Origin of the sequence: Bacteroides oleiciplenus YIT 12058 (assembly GCF_000315485.1) — a bacterium.
GTDB classification, from domain to species: Bacteria; Bacteroidota; Bacteroidia; order Bacteroidales; family Bacteroidaceae; genus Bacteroides; species Bacteroides oleiciplenus.
In genome coordinates, this window is record NZ_JH992941.1 from 1,087,208 (window position 1) to 1,110,239 (window position 23,032).

At 39.8% G+C, this 23,032-nt stretch carries 12 protein-coding genes; 10 read left to right on the forward strand and 2 right to left on the reverse strand.

Going from position 1 to position 23,032, the window contains the following annotated elements; translation table 11 throughout:
* The 6 genes from HMPREF9447_RS11915 to HMPREF9447_RS11940 all read left to right on the forward strand — a co-directional run bounded on the left by HMPREF9447_RS11915 (position 1) and on the right by HMPREF9447_RS11940 (position 13,704).
* Complete coding sequence (locus tag HMPREF9447_RS11915) at positions 1 to 3,090, forward strand: SusC/RagA family TonB-linked outer membrane protein (RefSeq protein ID WP_009129988.1); 3,090 nt, start codon at positions 1 to 3, stop codon at positions 3,088 to 3,090.
* A 12-nt stretch (positions 3,091 to 3,102) separates the two neighbouring features.
* Positions 3,103 to 5,025 (forward strand): RagB/SusD family nutrient uptake outer membrane protein, encoded by a 1,923-nt coding sequence (locus HMPREF9447_RS11920; protein WP_009129989.1) that lies wholly within the window; start codon positions 3,103 to 3,105, stop codon positions 5,023 to 5,025.
* Positions 5,026 to 5,045: 20 nt separating this feature from the next.
* Positions 5,046 to 6,755: a DUF4886 domain-containing protein gene (locus HMPREF9447_RS11925; protein WP_009129990.1), complete on the forward strand. Its 1,710-nt coding sequence runs from the start codon at positions 5,046 to 5,048 to the stop codon at positions 6,753 to 6,755.
* A 159-nt stretch (positions 6,756 to 6,914) separates the two neighbouring features.
* A complete protein-coding gene (locus tag HMPREF9447_RS11930) occupies positions 6,915 to 8,855 on the forward strand; it encodes a glycoside hydrolase family 172 protein (protein ID WP_009129991.1) in 1,941 nt (646 codons plus the stop codon).
* 3 nt (positions 8,856 to 8,858) lie between these two features.
* Complete coding sequence (locus HMPREF9447_RS11935) at positions 8,859 to 10,025, forward strand: DUF4185 domain-containing protein (protein ID WP_009129992.1); 1,167 nt, start codon at positions 8,859 to 8,861, stop codon at positions 10,023 to 10,025.
* Between the two features lie 61 nt (positions 10,026 to 10,086).
* A complete protein-coding gene (locus tag HMPREF9447_RS11940) occupies positions 10,087 to 13,704 on the forward strand; it encodes a glycoside hydrolase family 38 N-terminal domain-containing protein (protein ID WP_009129993.1) in 3,618 nt (1,205 codons plus the stop codon).
* A 183-nt stretch (positions 13,705 to 13,887) separates the two neighbouring features.
* On the opposite strand, the gene HMPREF9447_RS11945 is transcribed toward HMPREF9447_RS11940, so the two are convergent.
* Positions 13,888 to 14,766 (reverse strand): DMT family transporter, encoded by an 879-nt coding sequence (locus HMPREF9447_RS11945; protein WP_009129994.1) that lies wholly within the window; start codon positions 14,764 to 14,766, stop codon positions 13,888 to 13,890.
* 451 nt (positions 14,767 to 15,217) lie between these two features.
* Positions 15,218 to 16,309 (reverse strand): PDDEXK nuclease domain-containing protein, encoded by a 1,092-nt coding sequence (locus tag HMPREF9447_RS11955; protein ID WP_009129996.1) that lies wholly within the window; start codon positions 16,307 to 16,309, stop codon positions 15,218 to 15,220.
* Positions 16,310 to 16,548: 239 nt separating this feature from the next.
* Here HMPREF9447_RS11955 and leuS point away from each other — a divergent pair, with 239 nt between their 5' ends.
* The 4 genes from leuS to porZ all read left to right on the forward strand — a co-directional run bounded on the left by leuS (position 16,549) and on the right by porZ (position 22,983).
* Complete coding sequence (gene leuS / locus HMPREF9447_RS11960) at positions 16,549 to 19,386, forward strand: leucine--tRNA ligase (protein ID WP_009129997.1); 2,838 nt, start codon at positions 16,549 to 16,551, stop codon at positions 19,384 to 19,386.
* Between the two features lie 5 nt (positions 19,387 to 19,391).
* Entirely contained in the window at positions 19,392 to 20,294 is a 903-nt protein-coding gene (locus tag HMPREF9447_RS11965; protein WP_009129998.1) for a YitT family protein, read from the forward strand.
* Between the two features lie 11 nt (positions 20,295 to 20,305).
* Positions 20,306 to 20,890, forward strand: coding sequence for a non-canonical purine NTP diphosphatase (locus HMPREF9447_RS11970; protein ID WP_009129999.1), 585 nt, complete (start codon positions 20,306 to 20,308; stop codon positions 20,888 to 20,890).
* A 65-nt stretch (positions 20,891 to 20,955) separates the two neighbouring features.
* Complete coding sequence (gene porZ / locus HMPREF9447_RS11975) at positions 20,956 to 22,983, forward strand: type IX secretion system anionic LPS delivery protein PorZ (RefSeq protein ID WP_009130000.1); 2,028 nt, start codon at positions 20,956 to 20,958, stop codon at positions 22,981 to 22,983.
* Positions 22,984 to 23,032: the final 49 nt, after the last annotated feature.

Consider the following 23,032-nt stretch of genomic DNA (forward strand, 5'->3'; position numbering starts at 1 on the left):
ATGAAAAACATTCCAAAAAAACAATTTGTGAAGTGGCTCCTGATCACTTTATTATGTATTGGGAACATACATTGTATTTTTGCCCAAGAACAAAAAAAAGTGACTGGACGTGTAATGGACGCTCAAGGTGAATTGCTCATCGGAGTAAATGTAACAGAAGCGGAAAATCCTTCTAGTGGAGTTGTAACAGATGTCAACGGTACCTATACAATTACTGTAAATTCAAAAGCCAAAGCTCTTAAATTCTCATATATTGGATTCAAAGATAAAGTGGTATCTATTGGTTCGAAAGGGATTATTGATGTGTCAATGGAAGAAGACGTAGCGGCTCTGGATGAAGTAGTAGTCGTAGGTTTTGGTACACAGAAAAAGGCTTCCGTTGTTGGTTCTATTACTAATGTTGAACCGGCAAAGCTTTCAATGAATCCCAGTCGTTCGTTAAGTAATAATTTGGCGGGTATGGTTTCCGGAGTAATTGCCGTTCAAAGAAGTGGCGATCCTTGGTTTAATAATTCCGACTTCTGGATTCGTGGTATCAGCAGCTTTACGGGAAATACGAATCCTTTAGTATTGGTGGACGGTATTGAAAGATCACTTCATGATATTGATCCTGAAGAAATTGCTTCTTTTTCGGTATTGAAAGATGCTGCAGCAAGTGCTGTTTATGGGGTACGTGGTGCCAATGGTGTCGTAATGATTGAAACCAAACGTGGTAAGATTGGCAAGCCTCAGGTAGATGTTCGTTTTGAGCACTCTTTTACGGCACCAATCAAAGTGCCTGATTATATCGGCAGTGTGAAGTATCTGGAACTGATTAACGAAATGTATACAGAGTCAGGAAGAGCCCCATATGCCAGTGAAGCAACCTTAATGAATTATAGAAAACAGACAGACCCGGAACTGTATCCGGATATTAACTGGTGGGATGTGGTATCAAAAGATCATGCTGACAATACGAAGGCTAACATAAGTGTCAATGGTGGTACGGATATTCTCCGATATGCCTTGGTTGTGGGCTACTACAATGAAAATGGCATTATTGAACGCGATAAAAATCAGGAGTGGGATTCCTCATTAAAAGTAAGTCGTTATACAGTACGCTCCAATGTAGACGTAAACGTTACTCCTACCACACTGTTCCGCGCCAATTTAGGTGTATTTCTGCAAACAAGAAACGCTCCTCCGGGAAGTGATGAAACGAATACAGGCATTTTCTATCAGGCAATGCGTGTTCCTCCCTATGTGCATCCGGCTATCTATGCTGATGGACGCATCCCTCGCGTAATGTATAAGCAAAATCCTTGGGCATGGGCTACACAACGGGGATATGAAAAGATGAATCATAGCAAAATTGAATCATTGACCTCTCTTGAACAAGACTTGAAGTTTATCACTCCGGGCTTAAAGGCGAAAGTAACTTTCTCGTTTGATAAATTCTCGGCAAATTCAGTGACACGTTCTAAAAATCCGGATTATTATAATCCTGCTACTTCTCGTTTAGAGAATGGTGAATTAAATACAAGTATACAGGAAAACGGACAGCAATTCTTAGGCTATTCAACTGGTGCAGAATGGGGAGATCAAAGTGTTTATTTGGAAGGCATGCTTTCATATAACCGTGTATTTGAACAAAAGCATGACGTAAATGCTATGTTCATGTATAACCAGAAAAATTATGATAGAGGAGAAACACTGCCTTATCGTAGCCAAGGTATAGCCGGAAGATTCTCGTATACGTATGACAGTCGTTATATTGCAGAATTTAATTTCGGATATAATGGTTCCGAGAATTTTGCACGTGGAAAACGTTTTGGTTTTTTTCCTGCAGTGGCAGTAGGCTGGATTGCATCGCAAGAAAAGTTTATGCAACCTCTTTCAGATGTAATATCTAACCTGAAGCTTAGAGCTACCTGGGGGCAGGCGGGTAACAGTAATATCGAAGGTCGCCGGTTTGCTTATATTTCCACAATTGTAGATACAGGTTCGTACACTTGGGGTACAGATGCAAATATTTATCGTTTGGGACGTGCAGAAGGTGATATTGGTGTTCCCGATCTAACTTGGGAAACTGTTACGAAAATGAATGTCGGCCTGGATTTAGGATTATGGAATAATACGATAAATTATACTGTAGATCTATTCAAAGAGAAAAGAGAAGATATTTTTATGGAGCGTACCAACGTACCGGGTTCTGCAGGCTTTAACCGTTCCATTTGGGCAAATTATGGTAAGGTAGATAACAAAGGTATTGATATGTCGTTGAGCATTAATCGTCAGCTTAATAAAGATTGGTCCATATCAGCTATGGCTAACTATACTTTTGCGCGTAATGAAGTGGTAGAGATAGATGAGCCTGAAGCGATTGTAGGTACCTATCGTTCTCAGACAGGTAAACCGGTTGGTCAGTTATTCGGTTTGGTAGCAGAAGGACTTTTTACAGAAGATGATTTTGATGAAAACGGTAAGTTGAAAGAGGGTATCCCTGTACAGAACTTCAGTGATGCGAGTAATCTGCGCCCGGGAGATATCAAATACCGGGATATGAATGGTGACGGTGAAATTACAGCTGTAGACAGAACGGCCATTGGCGGAACACGTATTCCAGAAGTTGTTTATGGCTTCGGAGCATCAGTCAGATACAAATCATTTGATTTAGGTGTATTCTTTCAAGGAACTGGTAAAACCTACCAATTACTTGGAGGTGAAACTTGGCTGCCGGGTTCGTCAATTGGTGCAGGAAATATATTTTCGAATATAGATGATCGCTGGACACCGGAAAATCCAAGTCAGAATGTTTTCTGGCCCCGTATGGGAGATAGAACTGTAGCAAACAATGAACAACAGTCAACTTGGTGGCTGCGCGACATGAGTTTTCTGCGACTGAAAAATGTAGAACTGGGGTATAACCTTCCCCGCATCTGGACAAACAAGATTGGTATCCGCGATTGCCGTATTTTTGCAAGAGGTACTAACTTACTGACGTTCTCTAAGTTTAAACTTTGGGACCCGGAATTGGAAACAACTGATGGATTAAGATATCCACAAATGAAATCAATATCTATTGGATTAAGTATCAACTTCAACAATTAAAAAACAAAGGATATGAAAATATATAAATCTACAGTAGCAGGTGTCCTTGTCTCACTTTCTATGGTGTTGACAACAGGCTGTAATGATTTCTTAGATAAGTCCCCGGATGACCAGTTAACCATGGAGATGGTCTTCTCTGATAAAGTAAGAACAGAAGATTGGTTGGCTAGCGTATATTCATCTATACCCAGTCCAATGTGGGGATATTTTAAAGAACAAGGATATAATATCATGGGGGATGACATCACTATTCCTCAGGAATGGAGTCCGTTTGGCTGGGCAAATGTGTATGCCTATACGACAGGGAACTGGAGTCCAATATCAACATGGGATCCATATTATTGGGTAGAACTTCCCAAAAGGATACGCACCGGATTGGTATTTCTGGAAAATGTGAGAGTAATTCCGGCTGTTGACTTGACGGAGACTTATGTGAACCAGATGAAAAATGAAGTCAGATTTATGATTGCCTATTACTATTCATTAATGATAGAGATATACGGACCTATCCCATTTACCCCCGGGGTTATTTATCCGGTAGACTCACCTGCTTCCGAATTGATGACTCCTCAAGTGCCTTATGATCAGATTGTAGATTGGATTGATGCAGAATTATTGGATGTGTCTAAGAATTTGCCGGCTGTTTATCCAAGTAATAACGACTGGGGGAGAGCAACTTCAATCATGGCGTTGGCCATTAGAGCTAAAACATTACTTTACGCTGCAAGTCCGCTATTTAATGGTAACCCAGACTTCAAGGATTGGAAAAACTCGGATGGAGTCAATTTATTCGACCCGGAAGTAAAGGTTGAAAAATGGCAAAAAGCAGCTAATGCTCATAGAGAGCTAATCGAAGCCGCCGAAGCTGCCGGTTACAGACTGTATTATGAATATAATGCAGATGGCACTATTGATCCTTTTATGTCTTATTATAATATGTCATTGAAACGTTTTTCTGATGGAAACAGAGAGATTATTTTCGGTAGACCACAAAACGTTGACCTTAATTTCTGGCAGGCACATCACTTACCCAAGGGCATTGGAGGTAATGCTGCCATGGGTGTTACTCAAGAACTTGTAGATGCCTTCTATATGGCAAATGGCAAAATGCCGATTACGGGTTATAATGAAGATGGCTCTCCTATCATCAACCCGGAATCCGGTTATGTAGAAAAAGGATTCTCTTCTGGTGCGGAATTGAGACATACGCTATGGCCGGGAGGAGGACCGAGTTCTTTGGCTAATGCGAGTACCGGAATGTATCCGGTTACTATGGAAGGTACTTATAATATGTATTGTAATCGTGAACCCCGTTTCTATGTTTCCGTTATTTTCAATGAAGCATGGCTAGGAGTTGATAACCGCAGAGTAGAGTATGTGCAGGGTGGAAGAGATACAGACTTAACTTTTGATTCTCCCCAAAATGGTTATAATGTCAGGAAACGAATTTCTTTGGATGTATTTCCGAGAGATGGCAGGCACAATTATCAACCTGGAATATTATATAGAATGGCAGATGCCTATCTGGGGTATGCCGAAGCACTAAATGAATCTTTAGATAGACCAAATGATGAAGTATATAAATACGTAAACTTAATCAGAGAAAGAGCCGGTATTCCAAATTTGGAAGAGGGTTTAACTCAAGAGCAAATGCGTATTGCAATTCAACAGGAACGTCGTGTGGAATTCAACTGTGAAGGCATTCGTTTCCATGACGTCCGTCGTTGGAAACTTGGAGAAAAATATTTTGGCGGTAGACTGTATGGCATGAATCATCGTGGCAGTGTAAAGAGTGATGATGAAAATAATCCTAATGCCTTCTATAAGAGAACTTACTATAAATCTCGTACTTTCAATAAGAGAATGTATTTATGGCCTGTACCGCAAACTCAGATAGATATAAATTCTAAACTGGTGCAGGCTCCCGGATATTAATGAATAATACAATAATGACCATGAAATCAATAACATTCATATTGGGTATCATCATGTTGGCGATTTTTGCGTTTACATCCTGTACGGATGATAATGACGTATATCCGTCCAACGATAAATTTGTGCGTATCGACCAAACATCACTTTCTATAGTGGTTGGAGAAAAATTTAAAGTCACTGCCACTACCGATGAGGCTAATGCTGATTCATATAAACTAACGTGGAGTGTACTAGATACTGATATTGCAACTGCAACAGATGCTGATAATAATACTGGTGTCATTACAGCCGTTGCAGCAGGAACTACTGTTATAAAGGTAGAAACTATTGACGGACGATTGGTGTATTTTGCTGACCTCACTGTTAGCGAAGGAGAACGGTCTGTTAAAGTATTAACAATTGGTAGTGGAATATCCAATGATGCTACTATAAGCTATCTACATGACATCGCTAAGAATGAAGGCCTACCTCTAGTCATTGGAAACCTATCTTCTGCCGGTGCTTCTTTGGAAGATCACATGAAAAATATTACTGAAAACCAAGGAGTATACCAATATAACCGTATTGCCGCTGATGGAGGTTTAAATACGCAAAATAATCAGTTACTGAAAACAGTCATTAAAAGTGAGAATTGGGATTATATTGCAATTGAAGAAGCATTGCCTTTATCCGGAAAACTGGAAGGGTATCAGACCTATTTACCGCAGATACTAGAGTATATTAAGGAACAGGCAACTAATCCGGATGTAAAATATATCCTGCATCAGCCGTGGGCGTATGCGCAGAATGCTCTTGAGGAAGCTTTTGCCGATTACGATAATGATCAAATTCAAATGTTCAATGCTATTGCAAACGCTACATCAAGAGCTAAAGAATTTGCTCAGATAGATATTACGATTCCTTCCGGAACAGCTATTCAGAATGGGCGTACAAGTTATGTAGCCGAAAGCATCCTTAGGGATAACACTTATCTGAATATGAACATAGGACGATTCATAACGGCATGCACATGGTTTGAGGCACTTTTTGGCAAAGACCTAACTACAAGTTCTTATAAGTCGGATAATCTTTCTAATTTTGACACTCATTTAGCTAAAGAGGCTGCCCATAGTGCAATAATTGCCCCCAAGAACATAACAGACCTGATAGATTATAAGGAACAGGGGCCGAATGAGTTCGTGTTAGAATGTCCTATCTATATTGACTTTGGTCCTATTGAATCTGCTGCTCCATTCAATAATTACAGATTTCCAACAGATGCCATGTTAGGAAACTTGAAAGATGAGCAAGGAAATGCCACCGCGTTCCAACTTGGGGTAGAGGAAAGATTTACCGGTGTGTTGGAGCGAGGTTTGGAGAATTTGTTAGGTTTCCCGAAAACAGCTTCGGAAGATATGTTCTTCAGTGATGGAATTACTATTCCTGTAAGTAGCTTCAAGATGAGTTATCTGAATAGAGATCAGAAGTATACATTTGTTTTTTATGGACATATAAATGATAGATTAACCGAAACAGAATTTCACATTATTGGAAAGAATGAAGGTGTTGGCTATGTGGTAAACGATGATAATTTGAATAGAGTTGCAATAATCCAGGATATTGAGCCAACAGATGAAGGTACAATTACCATAAAACTTCAACCCGGACCTAATAATACTCAATGGGCAAAATTCTTCGGGGTAAATGCAATGATTATTACTCCAGAGGGGTATGAATTACTATTGCCTTAATTAACGTTCTAAAGAATAGAGATTAATATGGTGAGTTTGCCAATCATAAAACGGTAAACTTGCCATATTACCTAAAATTTCAATAGGTATTATAAAAATACTACATCTCTGCAACTTGATAAAATAATATACAACTAATTAATCTATTAATGAAAAGTTATGAATACCCTAAAAAATAAATATCTATTTTTATTAGCTCTTGTCCTATTATTCAGTCCTCAAGTAGTGTCTCAGAAAACATATAAATGGATAGACGAATTAGAACTATTGAAACGAATAGATAAATTGCCCGAGTATCGCACAGGCTCTTACGTAGAGCAATTTTCAAGCTATGATAGAACCGGAGGAAATAATGATGGATTTAACGGTACTTATTCATATCTCCGGAAAGAAGGCGATAAACTTGTTATTGCAGAAATGGAAGGCCCTGGAGTTATCAACCGTATCTGGACTCCTACCCCTACCGATAATATGCTGTATTTCTATTTTGATGGCCAGAAGGAGCCTGGATTAAAAATAAAATTCTCGGACTTGTTTTCCGGCAAAGTATTTCCATTTACAAAGCCTGTTTGCGGAAATGAAATTGGCGGTTTTTATTGCTATTTTCCAATAACTTATAAAAAGTCATGTAAGGTTATTTTTGATGGACCAAAATTGGAGTTTATTCAGATACAATATCGGAATTTACCGGGTGAAAAGGTTGAAACCTATACAGGAAACTTCTCTCAGCAGGATAAAGATTTGCTTTCCGAAGTAAATAAAGTGTGGGCTGATATATCTCCTAAAATCACTAACTATACAAATGGAAAATCATCCGAAATCAAAACTGAAGAAAAGATGTTCACAATTAAACCCGGAGAAGATATTTCTTTCTTTGAAATGAATGAACCAGGCAGAATTATCGGTATGGAGATTGACGGAGGTAATTCATTTGAAGGTTTACACAAAGATATAATACTTTCCGCCAAATGGGATGACGAAAAAGTAGAGGCAATATATTCTCCAATTGCTGATTTCTTCGGGTATGCTTATGGAAAAGGAGCCATGCGAAGCATGATAATGGGTAAACAGGGAACTTCCAATTATTGTTATCTCCCGATGCCTTTTGATAAGTCAGCTTCTGTGAAAATGATTTATAAGAAAAGAAATGAGATACGCCAATCACCTGTCTCTGTAAATGTGAAGGTCTACTATAATAGCAACAAACGTGATGTAAAAGAAGAAGGTAAGTTTTACGCTGTGTGGCGTAGAGAAAAAACTCCTCTTGGAGAATTCCATAAGTTCACAGAACAGCAAGGGAAAGGGCATTATGTGGGCACCATACATCAGGCACAGGGATTACGTTCTGGTATGACCTTGTTTTTCGAAGGAGATGATAGTACTTATGTAGACAAAAAAATGAGACTGCATGGTACTGGTTCCGAAGATTATTATAATGGTGGCTGGTATGCTGTACTGGACCGTTGGGATAGAGGTAACAGCCTTCCTATTCATGGATGTCTGGACTACTCGCTTCCCATGGCCAGAACAGGAGGTTATCGTTTCTTCCTAGCTGATAAAATGTCTTTTGAAAAAGAGATTTATCACGGAATGGAGCACGGAGAAGTAAAAAATAATTTCCCGGTAGATTACATATCACTGGCATTCTTTTATGCTGCTCAACCTTTGCAAAGCAGGATGGAACCTTCTAATGAACTTCGGGAAGTGTATCAACCTACGGAACATATATATTTTCCTCAGCAAATGTTGTTAACTCCTGGTGGAGGTGTACAGATTATAAATGATAGAGGGCTCCGGATGAATACTCAACATGAAGGAACCGTACGTGCTATGTTGAATGATGTTCCCGAAGGTAAGTACAGAATCTTAATAAACTATTTCGAGAAGCCCAATGGAGCAGATTTTCAGGTTTGGCAACGCCAGAAACAATTATCAGATTGGATATCAACCAAAGGAGATAAGGAAATATCTAAAGATCGGATATATGTAGGAGATATTGAACTGACGGAACAAACTAATTCTATCACATTCCATGTGAGAAATAATCAGGGTAGCGATCAATTTGAATTAAGTTTAGTCATTCTTGAAAGAATTAAGTAGAATATGATTAGATTAGTTGAGATGAAAATTAGATACTGCTTATTATTCGGCTTTATGCTATGTAATATTGCGGGATATGCCAGTAACGTGAATCTTGATAAGCAAGAAAAAGCAGGTAAAAGAACTCTTAATGCCACTAATGTACGTATGGTAGCACGTCTTACAGGCACTTCCCTTCCAGGTGAAACCTTATTCAATCCTAATGATACAGGAACTGATTTTGATGTTTATGGAACTGATCTGGGATTAATGTGGCATATAGAAGGGAATCGAGTAGGACTTTTTTTCGGTGATACCAGTGGAGAAGGGTTTGTTATTAACAAGAATGGCGGTAATGGTGCAAACTGGCGTTCTAATGTACTTGCCTTTTCAACAGATACCAATCTTGAAGATGGGCTGAAAATAGATTCTATGCTATTGGATGCTGAAGGAAAGGCCCGTGAAGTGTGTGATGGTGCCAAAGCAAATCCGGAGGTTTACCAGACTTCAATTCCAACCAGTGCAATTCGTGCAGATAAATTGGATTGTGTCCATTATATGAATATTTATGATTGGGGAGCACCACATGGACGTTGGCTTACAAATTACTCATCCCTTTATACTTCTGATGATGATGGTCATACTTGGATACGGCGTAAAGAGGTTATTTTCTCTTCTGAAAGTCATTTCTCACAGGTAGCCTATGCCAAACGTAATGGCTGGGTTTATATGATTGGTACACAAGCAGGGCGCGGCGATGCAGCTTATCTGGCACGTTTTCATGAAAAAGATATATTGAATATGCAGGCATATGAATATTGGAATAGCAATCGTAGTGAATGGGTACGTGGTGATGAAACAGCCGCTACACCTATTTTGCGTGGCCCTGTAGGTGAAGCATCTCTAATGTGGCATAAGAAATTTAAGCGCTGGATACTGACATATAATTATGACCCCAATCACGATAAAGCTCCATTAACCAAGAAACATGCTATCCTATATTGTGATACAGATGACATCACAAAATGGGGAGCACCTAAAGTATTGGCTACGGCAGAGAAATATCCTGCCCTTTACTGTGCTTATATGCATCCGCTCAAAGATAACGATGATAAGCTTTGGTTCATCATGTCGATGTGGGGACCTTATAATACCTTTCTAATGAGTGCTGATTTGGCATTAGATTATTAATTATTAGAAAACAAAGGAGGTACTTCTTTTTATATTAAGATTAATACAAAAATAGTAAATAATGAAAATTACAAAAAGATACATAACCGTATTGGCATTTGCTTCACTGTTAGGAAGCAATGCTTATACCCAAGATGCACCACAAAGAGCAAAAGCTTATATGGTGGCTGATGCGCATTTAGATACACAATGGAATTGGGATATCCAAACTACGATTAAAGAGTATGTGTGGAATACCATTAGTCAGAACCTATTTCTACTAAAACAATATCCCGACTATATTTTCAACTTTGAAGGTGGAGTAAAATATGCATGGATGAAAGAGTACTATCCTGCCCAATATGAAGAAATGAAAAAATATATACGGGAAGGACGTTGGCACGTCAGTGGAGCCAGTTGGGACGCAACGGATGTACTTGTGCCTTCTACGGAATCTGCTATTCGAAATATAATGCTTGGACAAGACTTCTACCGGAAAGAATTCGGAGTAGAAAGTACGGATATTTTCTTGCCTGACTGTTTTGGTTTTGGTTGGACACTGCCAACTATCGCCTCGCACTGTGGTCTTATCGGCTTTTCTTCACAAAAATTAGATTGGCGTACAAACCCATTTTATAAAACAGGTAAGCACCCGTTTACTATTGGGTTGTGGCAAGGAATTGATGGTGCTTCTGTTATGTTAGCTCATGGTTATGATTATAATCAGCGCTGGAAAGATGAGGATTTATCTAAAAATAGGGAACTTCTGGAGTTGACTACGCGTACTCCACTTAATATGGTTTATCGCTATTATGGTACAGGAGATATAGGAGGTTCTCCTACAATAGAATCTGTACGTGCTGTTGAAAAGGGGATAAAAGGGGATGGTTCACTGGAAATAATAAGTGCAACAAGTGATCAGTTATTCAAAGATTTCTGGCCATATAAGAATCATCTGGAATTACCTGTATTTAATGGAGAACTTTTGATGGATGTTCATGGAACAGGCTGTTATACTTCACAAGCTGCCATGAAATTGTATAACCGTCAAAATGAACTTCTGGGAGATGCGGCAGAAAGATCGTCTGTAGTAGCTGAGTGGCTAAATCAGGCAACATATCCAAGCGAAACGCTCACTGAAGCTTGGAAGCGTTTCATATTTCACCAATTCCATGATGACCTTACCGGAACAAGTATACCCCAAGCTTATGAATTCTCATGGAATGATGAGTTTATCTCTCTCAAACAATTCACAAGCATATTGGCATCTTCTGTTGGAGCCGTTGCAAGAAATATGGATACAAGGGTAAAAGGTATCCCTGTAATATTATACAATGCATTAGGATTTCAGGTTACTGATATTGCAGAAATTGAACTTAATTTACCAAATGCTCCTAAAGGTATCACTGTATATGACACTAATGGTAAAAAAGTGGCGGCACAATTACTCTCTTATGCAAACGGGAAAGCTAAGTTTTTGATAGAAGCCATTGTACCTGCTACCGGTTATGCTGTATACGATGTTCGTACCTCAGGTCCTGTCAATCATGCTTTAACATCTGCAAGTACCAGTACATTGGAAAATTCTATTTATAAAATAACTTTAGATAAAAAAGGAGATATCGTTTCACTGTTTGACAAAAAGAATAATAAAGAGTTGGTGAAGACCGGCAAAACCATCAGATTAGCTCTTTTCACGCAAAATGAATCATATGCATGGCCTGCCTGGGAAATCTTAAAAGAAACAATAGATAGAAATCCTGTATCAATTACGGAAGATGTAAAAATCACATTAGTAGAGAATGGGGAGTTGCGTAAATCTCTTTGCATTGAGAAGCGGCACGGTGAATCGTCATTCAAACAATATATCCGTCTTTATGAAGGAAGTAGAGCTGATCGTATCGATTTCTATAATGAGATAGACTGGCAATCAACCAATGCTTTATTGAAAGCGGAATTCCCCCTTAATCTGGAAAATCAGGAAGCTACTTATGATTTAGGAATAGGAAGTATCAAACGAGGCAATAATACAAAAACTGCTTATGAAGTATATGCGCAATATTGGGCGGACCTGACAGATCAGGACGAGCATTATGGCGTGTCCATTCTTAACGATAGCAAATATGGTTGGGATAAGCCTGATAATAATACACTACGATTAACTTTATTGCATACACCCGCCACTGATAAAAATTACGTTTATCAAAACCGACAAGATTATGGATATCATTGTTTTACATATAGTCTGATTGGCCATGTAGGTAATCTGAACAAGGTATCTACGATAAAGAAGGCTGAACTTTTAAATCAAAAACTGAAAGCTTTCCATACTGATAAGCATAAAGGTATATTAGGAAGGGAGTTTTCTTTTGTTACTTCTGACAATCAAAATGTGATCATCAAAGCATTAAAAAAGGCAGAAAACTCTGATGAATACATAGTACGTGTATATGAAGTTGGAGGCGAAAAGGCTCAGAGGGCAACTCTCTCATTTGTTGGTGATATTATCAGTGCCAATGAAGCAGATGGTACAGAAAAGACAATAGGCGAAGCCGATTTTGCCAACAACAAATTATCTGTGAATATAAAACCATATTCTGTCAAGACCTTTAAAATTCGTCTGAAACCTTCCGGTCAGCCAACCTATCATGTGCAATATGCTAATTTACCATTGGCATATAATCTTAAATGCTCGTCATTTAATGAATTCCGGGGAGAAGCTGATTTTGAATCCGGTTATTCATATGCTGCTGAACTTTTACCTGCATCACTTACTGTGAACCAGATTCCATTTCAACTTGGAGAGAAAGATGCAGCCAATGGTATGATATGTAAAGGAGACACAATTGATTTACCGTTGGGAAGAAAGTATAATCGTTTGTATTTCATAGCTGCTTCCATGGATAGAGACTATTTGGCTACTTTCCGTTGTGGACGTAATAAGACTGAACTTATGATTCCGTCATATTCTGAGTTTATTGGACAATGGGGACATACCGGCCATACAAAAGGTTATCTTAAAAATGCAGAAATAGCTTATGTAGGTACGCATCGTCACACTCCTGACGGTGATCAGGCTTATGAATTCACTTATATGTTTAAATTTGGCATCGATATTCCTGAAGGAGCAACCCACTTTATACTTCCTGAGAATAACAAAATTGTTCTGTTCGCAGCTACTCTGGTACAGGAAGAACAAAAAGAAGCTATCAGAGCTTCAGAGCTTTTTCATACTGCTATTAAAGAAATGGATATAGCTGCTCAATCCACTGAAATTACACTCGAAGAAAATTATTTAAAAGAGGCTAAAGTCATAGCATACTCAGGCTATATAAGTGATCGTGAAAAACCAGAATTTATGATAGATGGTGATGTTTCCACTAAATGGTGTGACATCAGTCAGACTCCGAATTATGTAGATTTTGATTTGGGAGAGACTAAAAAAATTAATGGATGGAAACTATTGAATGCTGGTCAGGAAAATCATAGCTATATCACCAGTAGCTGCTTTTTGCTGGGGAAGAATACTTTAAATGAAGAATGGAGAACATTGGATAGTGTGGACGGAAATCGGCGGAACACAATTTCACGTGAAATAAATATCTCCGCCGAAGTACGCTATATCCGTTTGTTAATAACCCGTCCTTCTCAAAGCATAGGAGGAAAAGATACACGTATCTATGAATTTGAAGTATACTAATACTACCATACAATGAATGTAAGAGATAAGATTAAGACATTGTATAATGCATGAAAAGTACAATATACCATAGAAAGCTCTTTTTATATTGAGCTTTTTATGGTATATGCAAAATCCTCAAACAATATCTATGAAATATTCTTTTTGTGCCATTAACAAAGTATTCAACGGATTATTTTTCTCCTATTTCTTCCCTGCTATATACACCCCACCCATAATGCAACCTGCACCAATCAGCGCAATGATCGTCAGATGTTCATTCAGCAGAATTGCAGACCCAACCAAGGTAAATAGTGGATTGAGATAGATATAATTGGAAGCACGCACCGTACCGAGATTTTTCAATACCACATTCCAGACTGCAAAACAAACCAGCGAAGCAAGCACACCCAGAAATAGCAGATTCAGCAAGATAGAAGGTTCCAAAAGCAAGGAAAGTTCTGCTTGCCAAGGCTGGAATAAGAAAACAGGAAGTATGCTCAATATCCCATAGAAAAATATCTTGCGGGTAATAAAAATAGTATTGTATCGTCCTGTCATCTTCTTCATTATCAAACTATAAAACGCCCAGGAAAGAGCAGCTAACAGAGTCAAGAAATCGCCTAGCGGAGAGATTTTCAAAACAAAACTACCATTATAAACCACCATTGCCACTCCCACCAATGCCATCAGTGAACCGCCTATCAAACTGCGGGTGGCCTTCTCCTTCTTATAAATCATCAAAGAAAAGATAGTGGTGAGCAACGGAGCCGTGCAAACAATAAATGCAACATTAGTGGCCAGCGTGATGCCTAATGCCATATTCTCTGTCAGAAAATAAAAGGAGCCTCCTGTGATACCACCCAAAAACAGCCATAATTCATCCTTCCAGCAGTTTGCAAACAACTTGCGGGGAGATATAAACCAGATTCCCACATAAGCAATCAAAAAACGAAGCAAGAAGATTTCTTTCGGAGAAAGTCCATTGGCTATTAAAACTTTGGTGGAGATAAACGTCAATCCCCAGATTCCTACAGTGAGGATTGCTATCAGATGATAGGTGTAATTTTTCTTCTCATTCATACACTACCTATAAATTGAGTGCAAAGATATGGCATTTCTTCTTTTTACACAATAAAACAGGCGGTTTAATAAACGTCAGAAACGTTTTTAATAAATAAGGGGGACGTTTTTTAAGAACTTCGACCGCGTTTATTAAGAACGTGATTTCAGCCCTTTTTAGCAGGTTGGCATAAAAGTAAACAAAAAGGGATGCAATCTTCTCAGACTTCATCCCTTGAAATATCCTAAAAACACTTTTGTGTAAAATCCTATTGAATTAACTTAGCCATTTTTTGTATTACATTACTTGAATTAGTTTTAATAAGCACATCACAAATATAAAGAATAAAAATTAATTTGTCAAGCATTTCTCCTGTTTTTTTTACAGTTTCTTCTAAAATACTACTAATTAAGAAGATCATCCATTTGAGTTTCTCTAAATCTTTTAGATTTCCTACAAAATCAGTCCTTGCTATTTGATTATTGTACTATTATCTTTTTCCTGTAATTCCTGACTAAGTTTGTTTTCTAACTCCTCAATAGAAGGAAGACTGGATTTAATATCTTTGGGTAATGCTCTGCCTAACTCATAATCGGAAATACCTATCGGCTTGTGCACATCACGTAAAGCGTATTCAGCCATGATACGGTCTTTATTCTGGCAAAGGAGTAAGCCGATTGTCTGGTTATCTCCTTCCCGGCAAAGAATATCGTCTACTGCCGAACAATAGAAATTCAGTTTGCCAATATATTCGGGCTGAAACTCACCTATCTTTAGTTCTACAACCAAATATCTGTGCATAAAGGTATTATACATAAGAATGTCAATATAAAAATCTTTTTCCGACACTTCTATGTGATATTGCCTGCCCATAAAAGCAAAACCTGCTCCCATTTGAAGAAGAAATTTCTCTATATGTTTTATCAAGCCTAACTCTATGTCCCGCTCGTCATATTCGTCAGTGAAAGTCAGCATATCAAAAATATAGGGATCCTTCAAGGTTTCTTTTACCTGCTTTGCCTGCATTTCGGGAAGAGTGGAATCGAAATTGTTAGCCAATGCACCATGAGAATTATAATAGTCTTGATTTATGGCTTCGATTAAGAAATCACGAGTCCATCCGCTTTTTAAGCATTGTATCATGTACCAATAACGAGCTTTGAGGTCTTTTACCTTTTGCATCAAAGCAACATTATGTGACCAACTTAATTGTTTAATCGGCAATGTTATAGAATCAGTCTGCAAATGCGCAACGGACCGTTGCGTATTTGTAAGTTGCTGATTATATTCATTATAGAATTGAACCATTACCTGACAGTTTCTCACAGAGAACCCTTTTACTTTTGGATAATCATTCTTCAAATCGTTGGATAACTGTTCAAGTGCATTATTTCCCCAACCTATTTGTTTTTGACTTTCAGATAACAATTTGCCAATATCCCAATACATATGAAGCATTTCTTCATTGGCTGCATAGATAGCTTTTTTTTGTGCGAGAATCACTCGTGCTTTGACCTGTTTGAGCAAAGCGGCATAATCAAAGATATTATTCTGAATCTCCATTGTTTTGTTTTATTTTTAAAGTGTAGATTAGCTACAAAGGTATTGATTTATTTATAACTTCGCTCACTAGAAGATACTTTATATTTATACCAAACTATCACTATCATACAAGGAAAGTAAATAAGTAAGGTGCTTTTTTGATGTACTACGCTACGAATCTGAAAATAAACCCGTAAATTTGCGCCGTTTAATAAAGTATATAACTAAGTATCAACCATAAAAAACGAAAGAAAACCATTATGGAGTACAATTTCAGGGAGATTGAAAAGAAGTGGCAGCAAAGGTGGGTGGAAGAGAAAACCTACCAAGTGAAGGAAGATGAGACGAAGCAGAAGTACTATGTACTAAACATGTTCCCCTACCCCTCTGGCGCGGGCTTACATGTAGGACACCCGCTGGGATACATTGCCTCGGACATTTACGCTCGTTACAAACGACTGCAGGGCTTCAATGTACTGAATCCTATGGGATATGATGCTTATGGACTTCCCGCCGAGCAATATGCCATACAGACGGGACAACATCCTGCAATCACTACTATCAACAATATAGACCGCTATCGCGAACAGTTGGATAAGATAGGATTCTGTTTCGACTGGAGCCGTGAAATCCGCACCTGCGACCCGGAGTATTATCACTGGACGCAATGGGCATTCCTTAAGATGTTCAACAGCTACTACTGCAATGACGAAAAGCAGGCCCGCCCCATCGAAGAGCTGATACAGGCTTTCGAAGAAGTAGGTACCAATGGGATGAACGTTGCTTGCAGCGAAGAACTCAGCTTTACTGCCGAAGAATGGAAAGCCAAGAGCGAGAAAGAAAAACAGGAAATCCTGATGAACTATCGTATCGCCTACCTGGGTGAAACGATGGTGAATTGGTGCGCACAGTTGGGTACGGTACTTGCCAACGATGAAGTAATCGACGGTGTATCCGAACGTGGTGGCTTCCCTGTAGTTCAGAAGAAAATGCGCCAATGGTGTCTTCGCGTATCCGCCTACTCACAACGTTTGTTGGACGGAATGGATACCATCGACTGGACAGATTCTCTGAAAGAGACTCAAAGAAACTGGATAGGCCGTAGTGAAGGTGCTGAGGTACAGTTCAAAGTGAAAGACAGTGACATAGAATTCACTATCTTCACAACTCGTGCAGATACCATGTTCGGAGTTACTTTCATGGTGTTGGCACCGGAAAGTGAACTGGTAGCCCAGTTGACTACTGCCAAACAGAAAGATGAAGTAAATGCTTATCTGGAACGTACCAAGAAGCGTACTGAACGCGAACGTATCGTTGACCGTAGCGTTACAGGCGTATTCTCCGGAAGTTATGCCATCAATCCTTTCACAGGTGAAGCAGTGCCCATCTGGATTAGTGATTACGTACTGGCAGGATATGGTACGGGCGCCATCATGGCTGTACCTGCACACGATAGCCGTGACTACGCTTTTGCCAAACACTTCGGATTGGAAATCCGCCCGTTGGTAGAAGGTTGCGACGTGAGCGAAGAGAGTTTTGATGCCAAAGAAGGTATTGTTTGCAACTCGCCAAGACCCGGTGTAGAGCCTTATTGCGACCTTACACTGAACGGACTGACCATCAAGGAAGCTATTGAAGTTACCAAGAAATACGTAGAAGAAAATAATCTGGGACGTGTAAAGGTGAACTACCGTCTGCGTGATGCTACTTTCTCCCGCCAACGTTATTGGGGTGAACCGTTCCCGGTTTACTATAAGGACGGCATGCCTTACGTTATTGATGAAAGCTGCTTACCGCTCGAATTACCGGAAGTGGATAAATTCCTTCCTACCGAAACCGGAGAACCACCGTTGGGACACGCAACGAAGTGGGCTTGGGACACTGTGAACAAATGCGTGGTAGAAAACGAAAAGATTGATAACGTAACCGTATTCCCTCTGGAACTCAATACCATGCCTGGCTTTGCAGGTTCCAGCGCTTACTACTTGCGCTATATGGACCCACGCAACCACAAAGCATTGGTCGATAAGAAAATAGATGAATATTGGAAGAGCGTAGACCTCTATGTAGGTGGTACGGAACATGCCACAGGTCACTTGATTTACTCCCGCTTCTGGAATAAATTCCTGCACGATGTAGGTGTATCTGCCGTGGAAGAACCGTTCCAGAAGTTGGTTAACCAAGGTATGATACAGGGACGAAGCAATTTCGTTTATCGCATCAAAGACACCAATAAGTTTGTATCACTCAACTTGAGAGATCAGTACGACACTACCCCACTCCACGTGGATGTAAACATCGTATCCAATGATATATTAGATCTGGAAGCTTTCAAGGCATGGCGTCCTGAATATGCAAATGCCGAGTTCATTCTGGAAGACGGCAAGTACATCTGCGGATGGGCTGTAGAAAAGATGAGTAAATCTATGTTCAACGTCGTTAATCCGGATATGATTGTGGAGAAATATGGTGCTGATACATTGCGTATGTACGAGATGTTCCTTGGCCCTGTAGAGCAATCCAAACCTTGGGATACAAATGGCATTGACGGTGTATATCGCTTCATCAAGAAGTTCTGGTCACTGTTCTACGACCGTAATGGAAACTATATAGTTACGGACGAACCTGCAACCAAGGAAGAATTGAAAGCTTTGCACAAACTGATTAAGAAAGTAACGGGCGATATTGAACAGTTCTCTTACAATACTTCCGTCAGTGCTTTCATGATTTGTGTAAACGAGTTGTTCAGCCTGAAATGCAACAAGAAGGAAATTCTGAATGAGCTTGTCATCACACTGGCTCCCTTCGCTCCGCATGTATGTGAGGAGTTGTGGGATACTCTGGGACATTCAACTTCGGTTTGCGATGCTCAGTGGCCGACTTACAACGAAGAATATCTGGTGGAAGATACAATCAACTACACCATATCCTTCAACGGTAAGGCACGCTTCAACATGGAATTCCCTGCTGATGAAACATCGGAGGCTATCCAGAGCACCGTATTGGCAGACGAACGTTCCGCCAAATGGATGGAAGGGAAGTCGGTAGTGAAGGTTATCGTAGTTCCGAAGAAGATTGTAAACATTGTTGTTAAATAACATATATGCAAATTACAAAACCAACAAAAGCCGAAGTGATGAGGGAGTTGAGAGACTATATCTTCATCACTATCGGTCTTATCAGCTATGCCTTGGGATGGGCCGCGTTTCTGATTCCTTATCAGATAACGACAGGAGGAACCACCGGTATTGGCGCCATCATCTATTATGCCACCGGATTCCCTATCCAGTGGTCATACTTCATCATCAATGCTGTCTTAATGACATTTGCTATCAAAATACTGGGTCCCAAGTTCAGTATTAAAACTACATTCGCCATCTTCGGGCTGACGTTCTTTTTATGGTTTTTCCAGATACTTGTAAACGGTTCTGATGGTGTTCCACCGCTTATTCTGGGACCGGGACAGGACTTTATGGCCTGTCTGATAGGTGCAGTGATGTGCGGTGCTGGTCTTGGAATTGTTTTCAATTGCAACGGAAGCACGGGAGGAACGGATATTATTGCCGCTATCATACACAAGTATAAAGATGTTACGCTGGGACGTATGGTGATGCTTTGCGATGTAGTTATTATCAGCTCTTGTTACTTCGTGTTCCATGACTGGAGACGGGTGATATTTGGTTTTGTAACTTTGTTTGTTATCGGTTTTGTACTGGATTATATTGTCAACAGTGCCCGCCAATCCGTACAGTTCTTCATCTTCTCCAAAGAATATGAAAAGATTGCAGACCGGATTACCAAAGAGACACACCGTGGTGTAACGGTGCTGGATGGCATAGGCTGGTACAGTAAGCATAACGTAAAAGTCCTTGTTGTACTGGCCTATAAACGCCAGTCAATCGACATTTTCCGTTTGGTGAAAGACATTGATCCCAATGCATTTATTTCTCAAAGTTCCGTTATCGGAGTATATGGGGAAGGATTCGACCGACTGAGAGTGAAATAACCAATCAAAATATGAAACGTAAATTTGTATTCGCCACAAACAATGCACACAAGCTGGAAGAGGTAACAGCTATTTTAGGAAACAGAATTGAACTTCTTAGTCTGAAAGACATTAATTGCCACACGGACATACCTGAAACAGCCGACACTCTGGAAGGAAATGCTTTACTGAAAGCACAGTACATTCAAGAAAACTATCAAATGGATTGCTTTGCCGATGATACCGGACTAGAAGTAGAAGCATTGAACGGAGAACCGGGAGTTTATTCCGCACGTTATGCCGGAGACGGCCATAATGCGGAAGCAAACATGCTGAAACTCCTGCACGCTATGGAAGGAATAGAGAACCGCAAAGCACAATTCCGTACGGTTTTCGCACTGATTATCGATGGAAAGGAGCATCTGTTTGAAGGTGTTATAAAGGGAGAGATAATCAAGACCCGCAGAGGGAATTCCGGTTTCGGATACGACCCGGTATTTGTTCCCGAAGGCTATTCACAAACCTTTGCAGAGATGGGCAATGAACTGAAAAATAAAATCAGTCATCGCGCCATAGCTACAAACAAACTCTGCAAATTCCTCAATAGTATACAATAAACCCGTAAATATAGAGTTATTAGTTTGTAAGTGTGTTGCTTACAAACTAATATAACTCTGATTTCATGCGATTCTCATATATACTTTTTCTCTGTCTCATTTATCTTCTGCCTGTCCGTGCACAAAATGCAGTAGGAGAGTGGCAGACTTATCTTTCTTATCACAATTCCACCCGTAGCGAAATTGTAGGAAGCAAACTCTTTATTCTTGCCAATGGAGGTTTATATTCTTATGATAAAGAGGATACCAGCATACGTACGTATTCCAAATCTTTTCCATTAAGTGATACGGAAATCTATCACATAGCTTATCAGTCGACATACAAAACGCTGATTATAGTCTACTCCAATGCAAATATAGACTTATTGGTGAATGAAGAAGACATCTATAACCTTCCCGATTATAAGAACAAGAATATGACACAGGATAAGACAGTCCGCCACACTTGTTTTTATAAAGAATACGCTTACCTGTCCACTGCATCAGGCATTCTATCTATTAATCTGAAAAAGCGGGAAATCAGCAATTACTATCCCTTAAATAAAGATGTCCTGGCTTGTAATGTTTCAGATAATCATCTTTATGCTGCTACTTCCGAAGGATTATTTGCCGGACTGTTGACAGACAATCTATTGGATATTAATAACTGGAAAAAAGTATCGGATGATACGTCTGACTTTCTTTCTGAACATCGGGATGTTCCTTTCAAAGAAGAAGTACCGGAAAACATTACTCCTGATAGTCCTGTACGGAACTATCCCTATTATATGAGCTTCACCGGTGACAGGTTGCTGATTGCCGGAGGCGGGCATATAGCAAACAGGCTTGACCGTCCCGGAACCATCATGACATTTGAAGACAATACCTGGAAAAGTTTTCAGGAACAGGGCATCAGTGAACAAACCAAACATCGGTATGATGATATAAACTGTGTAGTGCAGGACCCACAGGATGCCACCCACCATTTTGCCGCATCGGCAGGAGAGGGAATTTACGAATTTAAGGATGGGAAGTTCATTAATTGGTACAGTATGCACAATAGTCCACTGGAAAGCGCTTTACCTAATGAGCCGTGGGCTGATGGTTATGTACGCGTCAACGGACTGATTTATGACAAAGAAAATAACCTTTGGATGGTAAGTTGCGAGGCGCAACATGCAGTAAACGTTTTAACGAAAAATGGTGACTGGGTGAGTCTGCGTTACCCGGAAATAGTAAAGGCAAGTAACTTCGGACGCACCATCTTTGATAAAAGAGGCTGGCTATGGGCCACCTCTTCGCGTATAGAGTCGGGAGGAGTATTCTGTTTGAATTATAATGGAACGATAGAAGATACCTCGGACGACCAACACAAATTCATCACCCAGTTCACTAACCAGGACGGAACGATTTTAGAACAACTGGCAGTTTATTGCATTGCCGAGGATAAGGAAGGCATCATTTGGATAGGTACTAACAAAGGACCTTTAGTGCTGAATAATCCTTCGCGCTATTTCAACGATAATTTCTATTGCACACAGATTAAAATACCTCGCAACGATGGGAGTGACCTGGCGGATTTCTTATTAGTGAACGAAGCAATCAATGCCATTGCAGTGGATGGCGCCAACCGTAAGTGGATAGGTACGGCAACTAATGGAATTTATCTGTTGAGTGCGGACGGAATGGAAACCGTTCATCACTTCACGGAAGAGAATAGCCCGTTACTTTCCAACAGCATTGAGTCCATTGCCATACATCCCCGTACAGGCGAAGTCTTCATCGGAACAAGCAAGGGGCTGGTTTCCTACCAAAGTGACGCGACAGAGGCTGAAAGTAGCTTTAGAGAGAGCAATGTACGCGCTTATCCTAATCCTGTAAGACCGGACTATAGTGGAGTGATTACCGTGACAGGTATGGTTTATGATAGTGACGTAAAGATTGTAGACACCGCAGGACACCTCATCTATCAAGGCACTTCCTTAGGCGGACAATTCACCTGGAACGGAAGAAACAAGCAGGGTAAAAGAGTATCGACAGGAATCTATATGGTACTTGCTGCGGATAGTGAAGGAAAAGAGGGTGTGGTTACGAAGATTGCATTCGTCAGATAAAAAATGAATTCGCCCGGAGTACACCAAACGAATTCATATCTTATTTATC

Excerpts from the sequence above, each read along its gene's own strand:
- HMPREF9447_RS11915 (WP_009129988.1), top strand. The coding sequence starts at position 1 with ATGAAAAACATTCCAAAAAAACAATTTGTGAAGTGGCTCCTGATCACT.
- HMPREF9447_RS11920 (WP_009129989.1), top strand. The coding sequence starts at position 3,103 with ATGAAAATATATAAATCTACAGTAGCAGGTGTCCTTGTCTCACTTTCT.
- HMPREF9447_RS11925 (WP_009129990.1), top strand. The coding sequence starts at position 5,046 with ATGAAATCAATAACATTCATATTGGGTATCATCATGTTGGCGATTTTT.
- HMPREF9447_RS11930 (WP_009129991.1), top strand. The coding sequence starts at position 6,915 with ATGAATACCCTAAAAAATAAATATCTATTTTTATTAGCTCTTGTCCTA.
- HMPREF9447_RS11935 (WP_009129992.1), top strand. The coding sequence starts at position 8,859 with ATGATTAGATTAGTTGAGATGAAAATTAGATACTGCTTATTATTCGGC.
- HMPREF9447_RS11940 (WP_009129993.1), top strand. The coding sequence starts at position 10,087 with ATGAAAATTACAAAAAGATACATAACCGTATTGGCATTTGCTTCACTG.
- HMPREF9447_RS11945 (WP_009129994.1), bottom strand. The coding sequence starts at position 14,766 with ATGAATGAGAAGAAAAATTACACCTATCATCTGATAGCAATCCTCACT.
- HMPREF9447_RS11955 (WP_009129996.1), bottom strand. The coding sequence starts at position 16,309 with ATGGAGATTCAGAATAATATCTTTGATTATGCCGCTTTGCTCAAACAG.
- leuS (WP_009129997.1), top strand. The coding sequence starts at position 16,549 with ATGGAGTACAATTTCAGGGAGATTGAAAAGAAGTGGCAGCAAAGGTGG.
- HMPREF9447_RS11965 (WP_009129998.1), top strand. The coding sequence starts at position 19,392 with ATGCAAATTACAAAACCAACAAAAGCCGAAGTGATGAGGGAGTTGAGA.
- HMPREF9447_RS11970 (WP_009129999.1), top strand. The coding sequence starts at position 20,306 with ATGAAACGTAAATTTGTATTCGCCACAAACAATGCACACAAGCTGGAA.
- porZ (WP_009130000.1), top strand. The coding sequence starts at position 20,956 with ATGCGATTCTCATATATACTTTTTCTCTGTCTCATTTATCTTCTGCCT.